We start from the raw sequence: 17,373 nt of genomic DNA, 5'->3' as shown, positions 1-17,373 counted from the left end.
AAGCTTTCGTTTCCGGGGGTCGTCGATACCTCTCTATCCTTCGAAATGTGTCTGACGTACCGTTTTGTGACGGGAGGTACAATCACCGTGCATGACAAGTCTGACGGAGGCCTACGACGGAAGCGCACGGGAGGTGGCGAGCCCCAGGCGACTGTATACGGGGACGGCGCTCGTCTTGCTCGGTGCGATTCTGGCCGTCGTCGCCGTGCTCGTGGCGACGACTGACCTCTTTGGCGAGTACGCAATCGCGCTCTCGGAGGGGATGGCACCCCAGTTCGCGACCGTTCGTGCTGCTGGCGTACTCGCCGGGCTCAGTGTTCCCATCGTCCTCGTCGGCGTCTTCGTCGTGTTGCCCGCCAGCCGCCGCGTGCAGGCCACCGCCGCGATCAGCGCAAGTCTCTGTCTGTTCGGCGTCGCCCTGTTCTGGCATGCCTACCCCGAACACTGGCGATACGGTGGCGATCAGCTCACGCTCGAGGTCTCGGTAATCTATCTGCTCGGACTCATCACCGCGATCTGGTGTCTGTTCGCCGCCGTCGCAACGTTCAAACGACGCAACGATCCGGGCGGTATGCTCGAGATGAACGTTACGCGCCACAACACGACCGTCGTCAAGACCGACGAATCAGACGGCGACTCGAGCGGTCTCGGCGGTGTCGGCTTCTTCGGTGGGACGCCCGACGGCGAGGTCGAAACCCAGACCAACGCGACCGACGCCGACGGCACGACGCTCTCATACGACGACGCGTCGGTGGAGTCAGCACCGACGTCGGGGTCCAACGCTGGAACGGGGACCAACACTGGCCGCACTCGAGCCCAGACCACCGGCGTAGCGACCAGCGACGGCGGCACGGCTGCCTCCGATATCAGCTCGCCGATCGATGCTGGCGACGGCCACGATGCGGAGATCGTCGACGCACCGACAGAACAGCCGGCAGAACCCACGGACCGCTACTGTGGCAACTGCAGCCAGTTCGAGTACGTTCGCTCGTCGGATGGGATGGTTCCCTACTGTGCCCACCACGAGACGGCGATGGACGATATGGACGCCTGCGAGGAGTGGACGCCGAACAACCGATAACGCCGTCGAAAAGCGACCACAGAGCCGTCGATCACGTTCTATTTTCGTTTTCGATCCAACATCCTCGAGCCGTCACAGCGGGTCGTGTGCCGATCTAGAATCCGGCTGCCTGTCGCCCCATCTCGAAGCCCCACTGGGGGACCTCATAGACGATCAGGGCGACGACAAGCAACTCGAGTGCGGTGATGATCACCGTTACCAGATCCGCGCGATTGCTGCTGACGGTGACGCCTGTCGGGAGCCCGTACTCTTTTTTCGTGAGCGGGTAAAACAGCGCGATACCGCGCCTGCTGCCCGCCATATCGAGCACGTAGTGGGTCAACACACCGATCCAGACGTACTCGAGGTTGCCAAAGACGTACGGAAAGGCGAGAAAGCCGGCCAAAAGCGGCAGGTTGTGCAACGTCTTGCGGTGTTTCCCGAACGCGGTGTCGATGTCCGGCACCATCGCGCCGAGTGTGACCGGCACCCCGATCGCGATGATCGTTCGAAACGTCTCGAGGTCTCCGGCTGGCTCGAGCAGATACCCCAGACCGAGACTCAAGAGCACGGCGTTGAGAACGTGTCCCTTCTTGTTCATCTACCCGCCACTGGCGGTGCAAGCCTCGAATAGTTTTCTTTCGGAGAGTGTCGTCGTGCCGAATCAGTCGTCGCGCTGACCAGTAGCGGTCGTTCCGTCGTGTCTACTGTGCGTCGATCGCTGCGAGCAGGTCCTCGAGTGCCTGCTCGACGGTCTTTGTGCGGACGGCGTCGCGGTCGCCGTCGAAGACGTAGCGGGAGACGGATGCAAACGACGACTCGCTACCCCACGGGCCGGCGTAGGCGACGCCGATATAGACGGTCCCGACTGGGTTGTCCTCGGTCCCACCAGTCGGGCCGGCGATTCCCGTTGTTGCGACGCCCCAGGTGGCGTTGGTGACGTCTCGGACACCCTGGGCCATCTGGCGGGCGACGGGTTCGGAGACGGCACCGTGTTCGTCGAGTGCTTCACGACTGACGCCGAGGTGGCGGCGTTTGGCGTCGTAGGCGTAGGTCGCCAGCGCCGAATCGAAGTAGTCGCTTGCGCCCGGGACGGCCGTAATCGCCGCGCCAATCAGGCCGCCAGTACAGGACTCAGCGACGGCGACGGTCTCTCCGCGCGCTCGAAGCGCGTCGCCGACCGCCGTCGAGAGGTCGTGATCGATGTCGTCGGTCATACTCATATGCGAGCCGACGCGTTCCCGGACCGTCAAAGCGAGGGTCGACGGTCGGCGTCGGTAGAAAACGGAAAGAACGACGGTCCATCCCCTCCGTGCTTCCGATATGAACTACGAGACGCCGCTGTTCTTTCACGTGATGGAGTATGCAGACCGGGCGGACCGCGACGTGATCGACATGGTCAGCGGAAACCCAGACTGGGAGCCACCGCAAGCGCTCCGCGACGGGCTCCACGAGTACGCCGACCTCGAGCCCGACCAGTTCCAGTACCCGCCGAGTCACGGCTTGCGCGAGTTGCGCGAGGAGATCGCTGCCCGCCGAGGTGTCGACACCGAGCAGGTCGTCATCACGAACGGGGCCGGCGAGGCGAACTACCTGGCGATGGCCCGCGCACTCGAGCGCGACCGCGGTGACGAGATCGTCCTGGCAGACCCGGTCTATCCCTACTACCCCGGGAAGACGACGATGCTCGGCGGGCGACAGCGGTTCGTCCCGACGGACGAGACGGGCCACCTCGATCCCGCCGATGTCCGCGCTGACGCAAGCGAGGAGACCGCAGCAATCGTCGTTAACTCGCCGAACAACCCGACAGGCGCGGTCTACCCCAAGGAGACGATCGAAGCGCTGGTCGAGATCGCCGAGGAGTACGACGCGATTCTCGTCAGCGACGAGGTGTACGACCACTACGACCTCTCAGGGACGTTCTCGAGTGCGCTTGCTGTCGACTCGGATCATCGGATCGTCACCAACGCGTTCTCGAAATCGATGGCGATTACGGGCTTTCGCGTCGGCTACGCGATCTTCCCACCGGACCTCGTCGAGAACGCCAAGAGTCGGCATATGCTGGTCAACGTCGCCGGCAGTCGCCCCAGCCAGTACGCCGTGTTGCAGGCGCTTCGTGAGACGGGGCCGGCGTACTACGAACAGAACCGTGAGTTGCTCCGCGAGCGCGTCGAGACGTTCACCGATGCGCTGGATGCGGCGGGTGCAGAATACAGTACGCCACAGGGCTCGTTTTACGTGCTGGCGCGCTTCGACGGCTATCCCGGCACGCTCGAGAACGTCGAGCGCCTGATCGACGAGGCTGGTGTCGCTGGGATGCCGGGTGAGGCCTTCGGCGATTCACGCCGCGACTGGCTCCGGTTTGCGCTCGTTACGCCGCGCGTCGAAGAAGCCGCTGCGCGGCTGGCGACGTACTTCAACTAACGGGCTCCAACGCTATCGGAGCGTCCCCTCCCACGAACAGTCGGTACACGCAAACAGGCCGGCGCCGTTGGTCGTCTCGCTGTCACAGGCCGGGCAGTCGAGCGAGCCAGCGGCACCGATCGCTTCGGACGTGTCGGTCGGCCGGAGGACGCCTCGCGCAGTGGCTGTCGGCAGTGAGTAGCCGGAGCGGTCACCTTCGTAGGGGAATCGTTCGGTATCGGTGCGGTCGGTCGTTGCGTCGGCGGCGTTCTGGATGAGTTGGGATGTCATGGGGTCGTGAAACGGCGATGATGTCTCACCGTCGTTGGTCTGAGTGAAACGCCAACGTTCTCCTAATTAATGTTAGGGGTGGTACAATTATATGATGTGAAGATTCTTCGAGAACTCCTAGTATGTATTAGGGTGATCCTAGGTGACATTCAAAAGTGTCTTGGGATAGCACACCTCTAGGATGTCGATCATCGGCTCGCTCGAGACCGACGACTACTCGTGTCGGGAGTCCAAGCGGCTGGTATGAGTGGAATCGACGTCGAGCCAGTCGACGAGGCGGCCGAGGACGCGACAGCGGACGATGACGGCGCACACAGCATCGAAGTGACGCCAACCGACTCCGTCACAGAGGATGAGCGAGAGACGATCGACGTCGCGCCGTCCGACGAGCCCTTCGACGGCCCCGATTACGTGCTTTACGGCGGGAAAGGCGGTGTCGGGAAGACGACGATGGCCGCCGCGACGGCCCTCGAGAGCGCCCGCGATGGGACCAGCACGCTCGTCGTCTCGACGGACCCGGCACACTCGCTGTCGGACACGTTCGAAACGACCGTTCCGGCCGAACCCGGTCGCATTCGCGACGATATCCCGCTCTATGGGGCCGAGATCGATCCGGAACACGCCATGGAAAACGGGCAGGCGGCTTTCCTCGGCGGCGAGGGCGGTCCAGGGGCTGCTGGTGCTGGCGGTCCGATGGGTGGGCTTGGCGAGCTGCTCGGCGGCGAGGAGTCGCCGATGGACGCCCTCTTCGGCGGTGCGATGCCTGGTGCCGACGAGGCCGCCGCAATGCAGCTGTTGCTCGAGTATCTCGATGATCCCCGATTCGAGCGCGTGGTCGTCGACACCGCGCCCACAGGCCACACCCTGAGACTGCTCCAGCTGCCCGAACTGATGGACTCGATGATGGGGCGCATCCTCACGTTCCGACAGCGACTCAGCGGGATGTTCGAGGGGATGAAAGGGATGTTCGGCGGCCAAGAGCCGCCGGAACAGGAGGGTGATCTCGAGGATTTAGAGGAACTGCGCGAACGAATCGAACGGCTTCGGGCAGCGCTGCGTGACTCCGCCCGGACGGACTTCCGAATCGTCATGGTGCCCGAGGAGATGAGTGTCTTCGAATCCAAGCGCCTGCGCCAGCAACTCGACGAGTTCGACATTCCGGTTGGCACCGTCGTCGTCAACCGCGTGATGGAACCGCTCTCCGACGTGACTGACGACGTCGAGGGTGAGTTCCTCCAGCCCAATCTGGACGACTGTGAGTTCTGTCAGCGGCGCTGGGATGTCCAGCAGTCCGCACTCACAGAAGCGCAGGATCTCTTCCGCGGGACCGACGTGCGACGCGTCCCGCTGTTTGCCCACGAAGTTCGTGGCGAGGAGATGCTCGAGGTCGTCGGGGCCTGCCTACGGTAAGACACTCACACCGCGTTTGTCAGGAACAGAGAGCGCTACTCTGACTCGGCTGGAACGACGGTCACCGGCCGGTCGCTTTCGAGAACGACGTCCTGAGCGACGCTACCAAAGAGCATCTTCCCGACTGGCGACTGGTTGCCGTTTCCGAGCACGATCACGTCGCTGTCCTGTTCTGTTGCAATCTCGAGGATCGTGTCGGCTGGCTCGCCGGAGGCCTCGTGGACCACGTACTCGATGTCGGCCGACTCGAGAACGTCGATAACGGCCTCAACCGACGCTGGAATGCGACTGCTCTCTTTGACGTTCGCTGCCATCTCTTCCGTATAGGTCTCGGAAAACCCGCCAGCCGCCCACTCGGCGTCCGGCGTCGTCTCGTCGTGGACGTGAACCACATCGACGAGAACCGCTTCGCCAGCGGCAGGCAGCTCGAGGACGGCGTCGACCTGGGCACGCGCTCGTGACTCGTTCGTATCGACCGGAAGTAAGATACGGTACATGTACTGGCGTTCAACCCCGGGGGCCTAAAATAGCTCTTTCTCGCTGCTGTGTCCGATAGTTGTCATCAATTCACATGTTCTCCCATGAACCCACGCATCACTCACGCATCGCCGGCTCATCGACCGGCGACTCGAGTCGAACCGCAGCCAGCAGGAGGCCGGCGGCGACGACCGAGCCGACGGCAAGCAGCCACCACGAGCCGCGGTAGCCGACGGTGTCGGCGAGATAGCCAAAGGCGGGTGGGGCGACGACCGAGCCGGCGACGAGCGAGAGTTGGCCGCCGGCGGTCGCCCCGCCCATCTCGTCGGCTGAGACTAGCGTCGCCATATACGAGTAGTAGACGCCGGTGTTGCCGAGGACGAAGAAACCGAGTGCAGAGAACGCGACGGCAGCGCCCCACGGACTCGAGGTCATCGCGACGACGACGAACAACACGGCACTGGCCAGTGCCTGGACGATCAGGATCGCGCCGATCCGGTGTTGTGGGTCGCCGGGAAGAGTGTCGCTCAGCCAGCCCGTGAGGAGACGGCCACCGCTGCCAAAGAGCTGGACGAGCGCGAGGACGACGCCACCGAAGGCGACTGAAACGCCGACCGACTCTTCGACGTAGAGGACGGTGTAACCGGTCGTCGTAAACAGTGCTGCGCCGAGGAAAAACCCTGCCGCGACGAGCGTCCGATACGGCCGATTGCGTGAGAGGCCTCGAAAGTCCGGATACGACGCACGGCCACCGTCTCTTTGCTGTGGGTACCACAGCGCAAAACAGCCGGCGACGACGACGCCAACACCTGCGGCGATCACGAAGCCGGCTTGCCAGAACAGGACACCGGCAAGCCCGGTCACGAGCAGGGCGCTGATCCCGCTACCGGCGGTGACGCCGACCTGTTTGATCCCGATCGCAAGATTCTGCCGGCCCGCAGTGACGTTATCGTAGATCGCCTTGTTCGTTCCCGGCATCGCCGTCGCGTACAGTGATCCGAGGAAAAACACCGCTGCGAGCAAAGCTGCGTACGTCGGCGCACCAGCGACCAGCGTGACGCCGGCCGCCAACCCGACGAGGCCGAGTGTGAGTGTTCGCCCCTCTCCGAAGCGATCGACCAGCGCACCGACCGGCAACAGCCAGATCGCATACCCGAGCGTGAGTGCGGTGACGACGAGCCCTACCGAAAACCGAGAGAGCCCGAACTCATCGCGGAAAAACGGTGTCGCGGCAAAGACAGCGTAGTAACAGATACTTGCTGAGACCTGCCACAGTGTCACAAGCGAGACAGTCCGCCAGTACGACCGATCCATTGAACGTCGCGTGCTTGCGCGAGGACGTGCTTCACTGTGCTGATCTCGATGCCGTACACCACAGCCGGAATGTGGATCGACCGAAACGACGTTACTCGCCGTTCCACTCACCGCCGACACGGTCGACACCCATCATCGCCTCACCAGGGTGTTCGGTGAACACGACCTTCATGTTCTTGTCGGGGATATCGAACGTCTCGCCGAGATACGTCATGGTCGCGACCGCGAACGCACGCTTGCGGTCGAACGACCGGCCCTGTCGGATCTCGGCGTCGAGAAACACCAGCGGCCCCTCGACAGCCCGCCCGAGGTGGAGAGCGGCCGAGTCGTGTTCACGAATCGTCACCGCGACGTGACCCGCCGTCGTCGCCATCTCAGTCGTATACAGCTCCGTCACCCGCTCTGCGATCGCCGTTTTCTCGTCGGCTGACAGCGACACCGTCGTATCAAACTGTAACAGCGGCATACCTCGAGTTCGACAGCCGCTGTTTTGTGGGTTCCGACGGCCAGTCGATGCAGCTACGACTCGCGTTCCTCACTCGAGCCGCTCGCTCTGTGGTCTTCCCGACCTGTCAAAAGACAACTAGAGACGTGTTTACTTGACTCTTGGTTATCTACCGGAACAATAGTGATAATTCTTGGATGGAATCGACACAATTTATAGTGCCTATTCGAAACAGACTCGAAAAATGGTGTACGACTCTCACAAAACACTTCAAAAGTTCATTCAGAACATCTGGATCTATCTGTGGCGGCTCAACGCACAGACGAAGGCGTATCTCACGCTCGATGGGCCGGCCATGGTCAAAGATATGGACGGCGTTTCGGACGAGGAAAAGCGCCTCGCAGAGAAAGCGCTCAGTGACGGTGGCCAGACGACCGGTGAGGGGCCCGGGTCGGCTGCCAACGCTGGAAGCGGCGGCGACGGGCAAGGTGGCAACGACAAATCGCCCTTCGACGTCGACGGCTCGTACGGACTGCGCCAGAAGATCGGCTTCGTTCTCGGTCCGATCCTATTCGCGCTGATCTTCCTCGCGCCGACACCAGCCGGCCTCGAGCCCGCGGGTCAGGCCGTCGCGGCCGTCACCGCGTGGGTCGCCGTCTGGTGGATGTCGGAAGCGATTCCGATCCCCGCGACGTCGCTGCTCCCGATCGTCCTGTTCCCGTTGACCGGGGCGCTCCCAGTTGCAGAGACGACGCCGTCGTACGGGCACCCGCTGATCTTCCTCTTTATGGGTGGCTTTTTCCTCGCCATGGCGATGCAGCGGTGGGGACTCCACAAGCGTATTGCACTGCGGACAATCAAGGCCGTCGGCACGAAGCCTTCGCGGCTCATTCTCGGCTTTATGGTCGCCACGGCGTTCCTCTCGATGTGGGTCTCCAACAGCGCGACCGTGATGATGATGGTCCCTATCGCGCTGGCTGTCATCTACCAGACCGCTGACCTGGTCGACGAGACTGGACTCGACATCGACACCAGCGAAGGGAACTTCTCGTTCGGGATCGCGCTCATGCTCTGTATCGCCTACGGCGCCTCCGTCGGCGGCGTCGCGACACTCATCGGCACGCCGCCGAACATCCTCTTTGCGGGCCAGGCGGGCGAACTCTTCGATACGACGATCGGCTTCGCCGAGTGGATGCTCTACGGCGTTCCGATCTCGATCGTCGGCCTCGTGGCCGTCTACATCTACGTCACCCGCGTTGCGATGTCTCCACAGTTCGACCAGCTGCCGATGGGGGCCGATACGATCGACGCCGAACTCGAGAAACTCGGCTCGATGAGTTCGCCGGAACGACGGGTGCTCGTCGTCTTCATTGGGATGGCCGCCGCCTGGATCGGAGCGAGCCTGCTCGAGCCAGTGCTTGGAATCACCCCACCCGATGACGCCGACACCATCGTCGCCATCGGCGGCGCGTTGGTTCTGTTCACCCTGCCGACGAAGACCGAGGACGGTGACCACACCTTCCTGCTCGACTGGTCGAACGCGGTCGACATCCCGTGGGGGGTTATCCTCCTGTTCGGTGGCGGCCTCGCGATCGCCGCCGGCTTCGGTGAAACTGGCCTCGCAGTCTGGGTCGGCGAACAGCTCCAACTGCTCGAGGGCGTCTCGATGGTCCTCATCCTGCTGGCCGTCGTGATGATGACGATCTTCCTGACCGAAGTGACCTCGAACACGGCGACGACGGCGATGTTGATGCCGATTCTCGCCGGCGTCGCGGTCGGGATCAGCGTCCACCCATACGGGCTGATGATCGCCGGCGCAACTGCAGCCTCCTTTGCGTTCATGCTGCCGGTTGCGACGCCGCCGAACGCGATCGTCTTCGGCAGCGGCTACATCTCGCTGCCACAGATGGCCCGCGTCGGGGCTGGTCTCAACGTTATCGGGATCATCCTGATCACGCTCGTCGCAGTCGTCTGGCTGCCACTTGCCTGGGGAATCGACATCACTGCGATCCCAGCCGAGTTCGTCGAGCAGTGGGACTCGTAGCGACTGTGTCCTGACTCCGCGGCTCACTATTTTCGGTTCGATCGCAGACTCCTGCAATCGTGCCGGCGCTGTCGCTCAACTCGAGCGCCAGCTTCGAGGCCGAGTGCTGGGTGTGTCGACTCCCACCGAGTGCGCCGGGAACAGCACTGAAAACGGTGTTGTGACTGCCACCGACACACTGCAACAGCGCTGGTCTGCTGTCGCCGATCTTGAATAACCAACGGTAACGTAATTCCAGTCGGCTGAGAACCGGCGTCGAGGTTGATACCCCTGTTGGAGCATGGCACAAATGAGACGGAATGCCAGACTCGGACACCCCAGCACAGCAACAGACAGACGCAATCCTCGAGGCCCTCGATGGCTCGGGTCCGGCGACGACCGTTGAACTGGCGACCGCGCTCGATACCCATCCAATGACTGTCGAACGCCACTGTCAGACACTGCAGCGAGACGGCTGCATTCGTCGCTGTACGGGCGGGATGTACACACTCGTCGAGACTAGTACGGAGCGACTGCCGACGCGACTCGCGGACTAACTGCTTTTTCGACGCGTTCGAGGTTACTGTCGCTCGATGGAAAACTCGCTTTTGGCTGTCTGGTCCTCGCGGGCTGTCTCAGCGGCCGGCTCGCCGCCCTGGAGTTCGGCCGTTGCACACTCGAGACAGTAGTGATTGTAGCCGACGGATCTCGTATAGATGGGAATGCCCGCAACGGCGTACTCCTCGCGGTAGCGCCGAACCATCCCTTGCTCGATTCGTGCGCCACAGGCGACACAGCGTTCGCGACACTGTTCTTCGGGCCGGATCACTCGCTGGTCGACGCTCTGGACCCACCCGAACTGCGACGGCGCGTGGCGACGCTCGAGTCGCCGACGAAACCGTGGGTTGACAAAGAGGCCGAACGCCGTCGTGACGAACGCGAGTCCGAACAGGATGGTCGCGCCGACTGTGGCCGACGTGGTGAGCCCGAACTCGAGCAGGACGCGCCCGCCAGCCCCGGCGAGCATGAGTCCGAGCACGACGAGCGACCAGCCGGCGATCCCGTACAGGAGGTCGGAGACGGAATCGGCAAGCGCGACGACACTGGACGTCGAATCGGACATTTCGAACGTATATTGTCAGCGATCGACTATGAGTGTTCTGTCGATGCTCACGAACAGCACCCGCGAGCCATCCACAGCGATCGACTCAGACGAGTTTCTGCAGCAGCCGATAGCCCGCATCACGCAGCGTGTCGGGCAAGAACCGGGCGTAGACAGCGTACTGTGCGAGCGCGCCGACTGGGTACCGTGCCGGCGGTTCGGAGACGGTGCTCGCCTCGAGAATCGCATCCGCGACGTCCTCGGGCGAGGAGGCGAAGGGGCCGCCCGACCCGCCGCCGATGAGCTGCATCTCGTCGTACAGTTCGTACAGCGTCTCGTAGGCTGGCGTTCGCTTCTCGCCGGGCAGTTCCTCGTCGACGCGCTCGGTGAAGTTCGTCTCGACTGGCCCGGGTTCGATGATAGTGACGTCGATGCCGAACTCTTCGACTTCCGCTCGCAGTGAGTCGCTCATCGCCTCGAGGGCGTGTTTCGAGCCCGCGTACGCGCCCGAGCCAGGGATCGAGATCCGACCGATGACGCTCGAGACGTTGATGATTCGGCCCTTACCCTGGGCGCGCATGTGCGGAAGCGCGGCCCGGACGAGTCGGTGAGGGCCGTAGACGTTGACATCGAACTGTCGGTGGAGATCGACCGTCGAGACGTCTTCCATCGGCCCCATCTGGGCGTAGCCGGCGTTGTTGACCAGACAGTCGATCGAGCCGCCGCGTTCGACGGTTCGTTCGACGACCCGTGCGACCTGATCGGGGTTGGTGACGTCGAGTTCGAGCGTCGTACAGCCCGCTTCCTCGAGTGCCTCGATATGGTCGGTGTTTCGCGCCGTTGCGAACACCTGCCAGTCGTTCTCGAGAAACGCCATTGCCGTCGCCCGGCCGATGCCCGACGAACAGCCGGTGATCAGCACGCATTTCTTGCGGGTGTAGCGGTCGTCTCTCTGGTCTGCTTCGTGATCGTCCTCGACGACGGTGCCAGCCGGCCCGTCGTCGGTTTCCTCGACGTCCTCAGCGGTGGCCATACATGACTGGTTCGAGAGACGATACCTAAGTATCGACGGTTTGTCGCGCCGACCGTACGTTCCAGCCATACTGAAAGTTGTCTCCCGGCGCGTTCTCGAGTCAGCAGTGGAACGACCAGCCCGAAAGTCCCACCCCCGCGGGCGGCTGGTTGGGTCGCTGTCGTCGGTGGCTAGTCACTCAGCTAGTGGGCGTGGATCGACAGGACACTCTCGAATGCAGCTGCTCGTCACTCCTCGAGGCCGCGTTTGGCCTCGCCAGCGTAGCTGTCGGCCAGTCGGACGGGTTCGGGGAGCTTGTACGAGTCGGCAAGCGCGAGGACGATGTCGGCCGCGGTGTCCGGCCCGACGCGATGGCCGGGGCTGACGTACAGCGGGTTGATGGACCGGTTCGGCGACTCGTACTGGCGCGTCTGGACGGCGTAGCCGAGCAGCGTGCCTGCGGGCGCGTCGACGCGCTGGTTGGCCTCGATTGACACTCGAGTCCCTGCTTCGAGGTTCTCGAGGTCGCCCCGAGGCGAGCCACAGAGTAAGCGCTTGGCGACGCCGATAGCTGGCACGTCGCGGACGACGCCGATGTGGGTCGCGATGCCGGCCTGTCGGAAGTGGATGCGCCCGCTGCCGTCGAAGAGAAACAGATCGGGCTCGACCGAGAGCGCCTCGAGCGCCTCGAGGATCGGCCCACCCTCGCGGAACGCGAGCAGGCCCGGGATGTAGGGGATCTCGAGTGGCGTCACCGCGTGGACGCGTTCGAGCACCTCGCCGCCTTGCATGGCGACGACGGCGGAAAGCGCGCGGTCCTGCTCGCCGTCGGCGTTCGTGAGAAACGACTGATCGACGCCGGCGACGATCGGGGTCTCGTCGGGGCTCGAGGCCGCCGCGAGCGGATCGCCGAGCGTCGACGGATCGAACGCGAACTCGTCCTCGAAGACAGCGGCGTCCGCGATTTCGCGCTGGAGAGTTTCCATCTCCGCGCGCTCGAGTCCAGGATCTGGTGCGAGGTCGGGCCGGGGTGGGGCCATAGCTGCTCGAGGGTTGGCAGCGGGTGAAAATCAGTTGCGGGGTTCCAAACGAGGGCTCAGAAGCGACGACGGCCGCCCGGGCCACCAGGACCGCCGGGACCGCCGGGACCACCTGGGCCACCGCCGAGTTGGAACTGACTCGGCGCGCGGACGTTCTGCGTGCGCTTGATGTACTCTCCGTAGCCGAGTCCGATCACCAGCCCGATGAGGTGGGCCATATGGGCGATGTTGCCGCCACCGCCGGTGCCGATAAAGAGGACGCTGATGAGCGCCGTCCCTGCTGCGAGCACCCAGATCGGCACGGGGAGGATGAAGTAGAGGTAGACCGTCAGGTTCGGGTTGAGAATCGTGATCACACCCATGATCGCGAGTGCAGCACCGCTCGCGCCGAGCACGCCGGGGGTCATCGGCGTGATTGGACCCTGCAAGAACTGAATCGCGATCTGGCCGAGTCCAGCGAGCGCACCGCTGACGATGAACAGGATCGCAAACTTCTTCGATCCGACGTAGCGCTCGACGAGCGGGCCGAAGAAGAATATCACGATGCTGTTGAAGACGATGTGCAGAAAGCCACCGTGAGCGAAGATCGATGTCACCCACGTCCAGACGTACTCCGGATTCTGTGGTGTCAGGACGAACAGCGCCCGATGAACCCCGAAACCGAACGTCGTCTGGACGAGTAACTGGAGGAGAAACGTGATCCACATCAACGCAAGGAACGTGTACGTCGCGTTCCCGCGGAAGTACGCGAGTGGCCCACCTGGACCCGTATCGATCGGCAGTTTGTCAGTGATGCTCGAGGACCGAGCCGTACTGCCACTGCTCTCGATGCCGTCGTCGAACCCGCTGTCGAACACCCCCTGCGGATCGTTCCAGTTCTGCAGCCCCGCACAGCTGTGGTTTTCGGGGAGCCGGTGTTCCGAACAGTAGGTCCCCCCGCAGTGCCGACAGTTGTAGGGCATGCTTTCTTCCTTCCCACAGACGTCGCACGTGGCCATTGGCGGGGGGTATGTGTGGCACCGCTAAGGGATTTGGGGTTCAGGCCGTCTCGTGAGTCTGCGCTCGCGGCAACGGCCTCGAGTCGCCGGACTGTACATTTTTGCCCGCCCAACCCGGATATCGAACTGTGCAAGCATACGAGCGCAAACAGCTGCTCGAGCGGGTCGAACGCGAGAGTGCGACCGTCGGCGCGGACATTCCCGAGACGATCACCGTCCAGGGCGAAGATATCGATCTCCGAACGTTCGTTTTCGAGATCAAACGCCGCGAGACGGTGCCAGCCGGGGAACGCGACCGTGTCGAGCAGGCCAAACGGAACTTGCGACGCGAGCGAAACGACCGTATCGAACTGATCGAGGAGGGTGACATCACCCGCGAAGAAGGCGAGGAGCTCGCCGGCAGCATCATCGGCATCGATCGGGCACTCAACGCCTTAGAGAGCCTCGGCCCGACGGACTTAGAGCGCGAGCAGCAGGCTAAGCAGGCCGCTGATACAAAACGCTGGATGTCGTTCCTGCAGCAAGCGCTCGGCCGCGAGGACAACGGCGCGTCACGGAGGGGCCGCTGATGGCGACCAACGCAGAGATCGCCGGCCGGTTCGAGGAGTTCGCCGACCTGCTCGAGGCCGACGACGTCGAGTACAAACCCCGTGCCTATCGCCGGGCAGCCGAGAATATCCGCGCCCACCCCGTCCCGATCGCCGATCCTGTCGCAAGCGGCAACGAGGACGTCCTCGAGGAGATCGATGGCGTCGGCGACGCCATCTCGGCCAAAATCGTCGAGTACGTCGAGACCGGGACGATCGAGGAACTCGAGGAACTACGCGCCGAGTTACCGATCGACATCGCCGATATCACCCGCATCGAAGGCGTCGGCCCCAAAACCGCGGGCAAACTGTATCGCGAGTTGGGTGTCGAAACGTTAGACGACCTCGAGGCAGCCGCCGAGGCCGGCGAGGTTCAGGAGATCAAGGGCTTCGGCCCGAAGACCGAACAGAACATCCGGGACAACCTCGAGTTCGCCCGCCAGATCGGCCAGCGCTACCTGCTGGGCGAGGGCCGCCCCCTCGCCGACGACGTGCTGGCGTTTCTCGAGGGGCTCGAGGCCGTCGAACGTTGTGAGGTGGCGGGCTCGATCCGCCGCTGGCGCGAGACGATCGGCGACGTGGACGTGCTCGCGGCGACGGATGCGGGCGAGGACGTCGTCGGGGCGTTCGTCGACTGGGAGTCGGTCGACGGCGAGATCGAATCTGGTCCCGAGAAGGCGAGCGTCCGCGTCGGCGAGATTCGCGTCGACCTGCGGGTCGTCGTCCCCGAAGAGTTCGGCTCTGCGCTGCAGTACTTTACGGGCAGCAAGGACCACAACGTCCGGCTTCGCAACTACGCGATCGACCGCGGGATGAAGCTCAACGAGTACGGCGCGTTCGATGTGAGTGAGATCGACGACCCCGATGCCGGGCTGCGTGTCGGCGACCGTGTCGCGGGCGACACGGAGGCAGGAATGTACGAGGCGCTCGGCCTGCCGTGGATCCCGCCGGAACTGCGCGAAGATCGCGGGGAGATCGCCGCCGCCGAGAACGACGCGTTGCCGGACCTGCTCACACGCGCGGACATTCAGGGAGATCTCCACACCCACACTGAGTGGTCCGACGGCAACACCTCACTCGAGGCAATGGTCGAAGCCGCCACGGAGTTGGGCTATGAGTACTACGGCGTCGCCGACCACGCCGAAGGCCCCGGCATCGTCGGCGGGATGGGGCTCTCGAACGCCGAGATTCTGGAGCAAGTCGAGATCGTCCGTGAAGTCGACGCCGACAGCGAGATTGCCGTCTTCGCAGGTATCGAGGCCAACGTCGACGCCGACGGCGAGATCGGGCTCTCCGAGGACGTGATCGACGCGTTAGATGTCGTCGTCGCCTCGCCACACAGCGGCCTCGATCAGGACGCCCAGACGGCGACCGACCGACTCGTCCGCGCCATCGAAAACCCCGCAGTGGACGTGTTGGGCCACCCGAGCGGCCGATTGCTCAACGAACGCTCCGGCCTCGAGTTCGACGCGACTGCCCTCGGAGAAGCTGCCGCTGCCAACGACACCGCTCTCGAGATCAACGCCAATCCGCGACGGCTCGACCTCTGGGGCAGCGCCGTTCAGGCGGCCCTCGAGAAGGGGGCCCCGATCGCAGTCAACACTGACGCCCACCAGCCGTCGACCCTCGAGTACATGCGCTGGGGCGTCCACACCGCCCGGCGCGGCTGGGCCGAACCAGCGGACGTGATCAACACGTGGGGGCTCGAGGAACTGCGCGCGTTCTTGCACTGACTCCCGATGAAGCTCCTGCTCGACGTCATGTGCGGCGGCGTGGTCTCGTATCTGCGGATGTGCAACCACGACACCGTCTACGCCGGCGACCGTGCCCTCGAGGCCGACGACGCCCTCCTCGACGTGGCCCGAGACGAAAATCGAACGCTGGTCACTCGAGACGTCCAACTCGCCTCTCGTGCCGACGAGTCGATCCTCCTCGAGTCACGCGATGTCGAGGACCAGCTCGCCGAGCTCGCGGCCGCGGGCGTGGAACTGACGCTCGCGGCCGAGCCAGCGTTCTGTGGCCGGTGTAACGGGCGACTCGAGGGCGTCGAGCCGACGGCGTCGACACCCGAGTATGCGCCCGATCCTGCCGAAGTCGAGAGCTGGCGCTGTCGACGCTGTGGACAGTATTTTTGGCGCGGCAGCCACTGGGATCGGGTTGCAAAGGCGCTCTCGGCGATCCGGCAAGGCGGCGACGAGCCGTAATCTCTGTAGTTACGGATGTCAAGATTGCTGAACGGGATTTCGCACTTCTGGTTTCGATTTAACTATCTTAGGTTCTATATTGATTTACGCAAAATCAAAGGTATGGATAGACATAGTCGGAGCGTCAAACGCGTTAAGCGAACTATTCTTGCGTTGCTTATATTCGGAACGATTGGTTTCGGACTGTGGATCGGCATTCGTCAGTCCACGCTATATGATCCGATCGCTGAGGTTCCTCTGGTATTAGCAATCACCTGCTTACTTGGAACCGTCTCGTTATTTGTACTCAGGTATACTGCTAGGAAAATAGTATACCGAATAGAATCCTCAAAAACTGAGCAGGCATGGGTAGTGAAAGTTGGCAACTTTGGGATTGCAGTCGTTTTGTCTCTTGTTGGAGCTTCGTTTATCGCACTTCTCAATGGAGTTCTTTACTTTCTGTTTGACAGAGACTGGCCGGTATCACCCGCTCAAGTTGGCGAAATCCAATTTTTCTTTCTCGTTGGTATCGTACTTACGCCAGTTGTTGTTGGAGCGCTTGCCGCCAGTCTCTTGATTCATTCTTCGTAAATGGACGGTGGTGTTAACAGATCGACAATGCATCTCGGTCAGCAAATCATGGTTCAGTATGAGTTCAACTGGTCTTGTCACCGCTGCAGTGAGACGTACGCGTGAGATGCTGTAGACTGGGATGGTGACACGTCAACCCTGCCGTTCTGCCCAGACTGCATTCCTGACGGCGAACTTCTTGTGTTAACCGGCACTGATATAGCCATTCTCTGTTTTCCGTATTTGCCGGTTCGCGTAGGGCCATCAGCACGCAGTTACTCGATTTCACCGTCATTTTGGTCGCAGACCAGTTTTTGACAGGCATGTAGTGGATTTTCACCGTGATCGGCGGATGATCGGCGAGTGAGTTGGTCGAAAACTGGGAATCCCGTACAGCAAAACACCCGCATTCGTAACTAGATAACCTGCGACCGCACTCGGGAATTTCACAGCGGTGG

19 protein-coding genes are annotated in these 17,373 nt (G+C 62.8%); 9 read left to right on the top strand and 10 right to left on the bottom strand.

Annotation, left to right across the window (positions count from 1 at the left end):
- Positions 1–91: 91 nt before the first annotated feature.
- Positions 92–1,081, top strand: a complete 990-nt coding sequence (locus tag ACERJA_RS09185) for a hypothetical protein (RefSeq protein ID WP_373607903.1) — start codon at positions 92–94, stop codon at positions 1,079–1,081.
- Between the two features lie 94 nt (positions 1,082–1,175).
- Here ACERJA_RS09185 and ACERJA_RS09180 read toward each other — a convergent pair whose 3' ends face one another.
- A complete protein-coding gene (locus ACERJA_RS09180; protein WP_373607902.1) occupies positions 1,176–1,661 on the bottom strand; it encodes a metal-dependent hydrolase in 486 nt (161 codons plus the stop codon).
- Positions 1,662–1,764: 103 nt separating this feature from the next.
- Entirely contained in the window at positions 1,765–2,277 is a 513-nt protein-coding gene (locus tag ACERJA_RS09175) for a CinA family protein (protein WP_373608472.1), read from the bottom strand.
- A 106-nt stretch (positions 2,278–2,383) separates the two neighbouring features.
- Here ACERJA_RS09175 and ACERJA_RS09170 point away from each other — a divergent pair, with 106 nt between their 5' ends.
- Positions 2,384–3,484 (top strand): pyridoxal phosphate-dependent aminotransferase, encoded by a 1,101-nt coding sequence (locus ACERJA_RS09170; protein ID WP_373607901.1) that lies wholly within the window; start codon positions 2,384–2,386, stop codon positions 3,482–3,484.
- Between the two features lie 12 nt (positions 3,485–3,496).
- On the opposite strand, the gene ACERJA_RS09165 is transcribed toward ACERJA_RS09170, so the two are convergent.
- Positions 3,497–3,754 (bottom strand): hypothetical protein, encoded by a 258-nt coding sequence (locus tag ACERJA_RS09165; protein WP_373607900.1) that lies wholly within the window; start codon positions 3,752–3,754, stop codon positions 3,497–3,499.
- A gap of 243 nt (positions 3,755–3,997) precedes the next feature.
- Here ACERJA_RS09165 and ACERJA_RS09160 point away from each other — a divergent pair, with 243 nt between their 5' ends.
- Positions 3,998–5,164, top strand: coding sequence for an ArsA family ATPase (locus ACERJA_RS09160; protein ID WP_373607899.1), 1,167 nt, complete (start codon positions 3,998–4,000; stop codon positions 5,162–5,164).
- A gap of 35 nt (positions 5,165–5,199) precedes the next feature.
- Here ACERJA_RS09160 and ACERJA_RS09155 read toward each other — a convergent pair whose 3' ends face one another.
- The 3 genes from ACERJA_RS09155 to ACERJA_RS09145 all read right to left on the bottom strand — a co-directional run bounded on the left by ACERJA_RS09155 (position 5,200) and on the right by ACERJA_RS09145 (position 7,421).
- Entirely contained in the window at positions 5,200–5,661 is a 462-nt protein-coding gene (locus tag ACERJA_RS09155; RefSeq protein ID WP_373607898.1) for a universal stress protein, read from the bottom strand.
- Between the two features lie 97 nt (positions 5,662–5,758).
- Positions 5,759–6,955, bottom strand: coding sequence for an MFS transporter (locus tag ACERJA_RS09150; RefSeq protein ID WP_373607897.1), 1,197 nt, complete (start codon positions 6,953–6,955; stop codon positions 5,759–5,761).
- Between the two features lie 91 nt (positions 6,956–7,046).
- Positions 7,047–7,421, bottom strand: a complete 375-nt coding sequence (locus ACERJA_RS09145) for a 4-oxalocrotonate tautomerase family protein (protein ID WP_373607896.1) — start codon at positions 7,419–7,421, stop codon at positions 7,047–7,049.
- 223 nt (positions 7,422–7,644) lie between these two features.
- Between ACERJA_RS09145 and ACERJA_RS09140 the strand changes: the two genes are divergently transcribed.
- Positions 7,645–9,444 (top strand): DASS family sodium-coupled anion symporter, encoded by a 1,800-nt coding sequence (locus ACERJA_RS09140; RefSeq protein WP_373607895.1) that lies wholly within the window; start codon positions 7,645–7,647, stop codon positions 9,442–9,444.
- A 299-nt stretch (positions 9,445–9,743) separates the two neighbouring features.
- Positions 9,744–9,980, top strand: coding sequence for a DeoR family transcriptional regulator (locus tag ACERJA_RS09135; protein WP_373607894.1), 237 nt, complete (start codon positions 9,744–9,746; stop codon positions 9,978–9,980).
- A gap of 23 nt (positions 9,981–10,003) precedes the next feature.
- Here the strand turns inward: ACERJA_RS09135 and ACERJA_RS09130 are convergent, their stop codons facing one another.
- The 4 genes from ACERJA_RS09130 to ACERJA_RS09115 all read right to left on the bottom strand — a co-directional run bounded on the left by ACERJA_RS09130 (position 10,004) and on the right by ACERJA_RS09115 (position 13,575).
- Positions 10,004–10,546 (bottom strand): hypothetical protein, encoded by a 543-nt coding sequence (locus ACERJA_RS09130; RefSeq protein ID WP_373607893.1) that lies wholly within the window; start codon positions 10,544–10,546, stop codon positions 10,004–10,006.
- A gap of 85 nt (positions 10,547–10,631) precedes the next feature.
- Positions 10,632–11,558: an SDR family oxidoreductase gene (locus tag ACERJA_RS09125; protein WP_373607892.1), complete on the bottom strand. Its 927-nt coding sequence runs from the start codon at positions 11,556–11,558 to the stop codon at positions 10,632–10,634.
- Between the two features lie 227 nt (positions 11,559–11,785).
- The gene (locus ACERJA_RS09120; protein ID WP_373607891.1) at positions 11,786–12,577 is read right to left on the bottom strand and encodes an endonuclease V; all 792 of its coding nucleotides are present in this window, start codon (positions 12,575–12,577) and stop codon (positions 11,786–11,788) included.
- 56 nt (positions 12,578–12,633) lie between these two features.
- Entirely contained in the window at positions 12,634–13,575 is a 942-nt protein-coding gene (locus ACERJA_RS09115) for a rhomboid family intramembrane serine protease (RefSeq protein ID WP_373607890.1), read from the bottom strand.
- Positions 13,576–13,703: 128 nt separating this feature from the next.
- On the opposite strand from ACERJA_RS09115, the gene ACERJA_RS09110 reads away from it, so the two are divergent.
- The 4 genes from ACERJA_RS09110 to ACERJA_RS09095 all read left to right on the top strand — a co-directional run bounded on the left by ACERJA_RS09110 (position 13,704) and on the right by ACERJA_RS09095 (position 16,936).
- Positions 13,704–14,144 (top strand): DUF5788 family protein, encoded by a 441-nt coding sequence (locus ACERJA_RS09110; RefSeq protein WP_373607889.1) that lies wholly within the window; start codon positions 13,704–13,706, stop codon positions 14,142–14,144.
- On the top strand, positions 14,144–15,895 hold the full coding sequence (gene polX / locus ACERJA_RS09105; RefSeq protein WP_373607888.1) for a DNA polymerase/3'-5' exonuclease PolX: 1,752 nt from the start codon (positions 14,144–14,146) through the stop codon (positions 15,893–15,895). The genes ACERJA_RS09110 and polX overlap by 1 nt, the downstream gene beginning before the upstream one ends.
- 6 nt (positions 15,896–15,901) lie before the next feature.
- Complete coding sequence (locus tag ACERJA_RS09100) at positions 15,902–16,366, top strand: Mut7-C RNAse domain-containing protein (protein WP_373607887.1); 465 nt, start codon at positions 15,902–15,904, stop codon at positions 16,364–16,366.
- Positions 16,367–16,468: 102 nt separating this feature from the next.
- Positions 16,469–16,936 (top strand): hypothetical protein, encoded by a 468-nt coding sequence (locus ACERJA_RS09095; protein ID WP_373607886.1) that lies wholly within the window; start codon positions 16,469–16,471, stop codon positions 16,934–16,936.
- Positions 16,937–17,373 lie beyond the last annotated feature (437 nt).

This window comes from Natronorubrum sp. A-ect3 (assembly GCF_041821125.1).
In the GTDB taxonomy this organism is placed as follows: Archaea; Halobacteriota; Halobacteria; order Halobacteriales; family Natrialbaceae; genus Natronorubrum; species Natronorubrum bangense.
The sequence above is the reverse complement of the archived record's forward strand: the minus strand, read 5'-3'. Positions and strand labels throughout refer to the sequence as shown.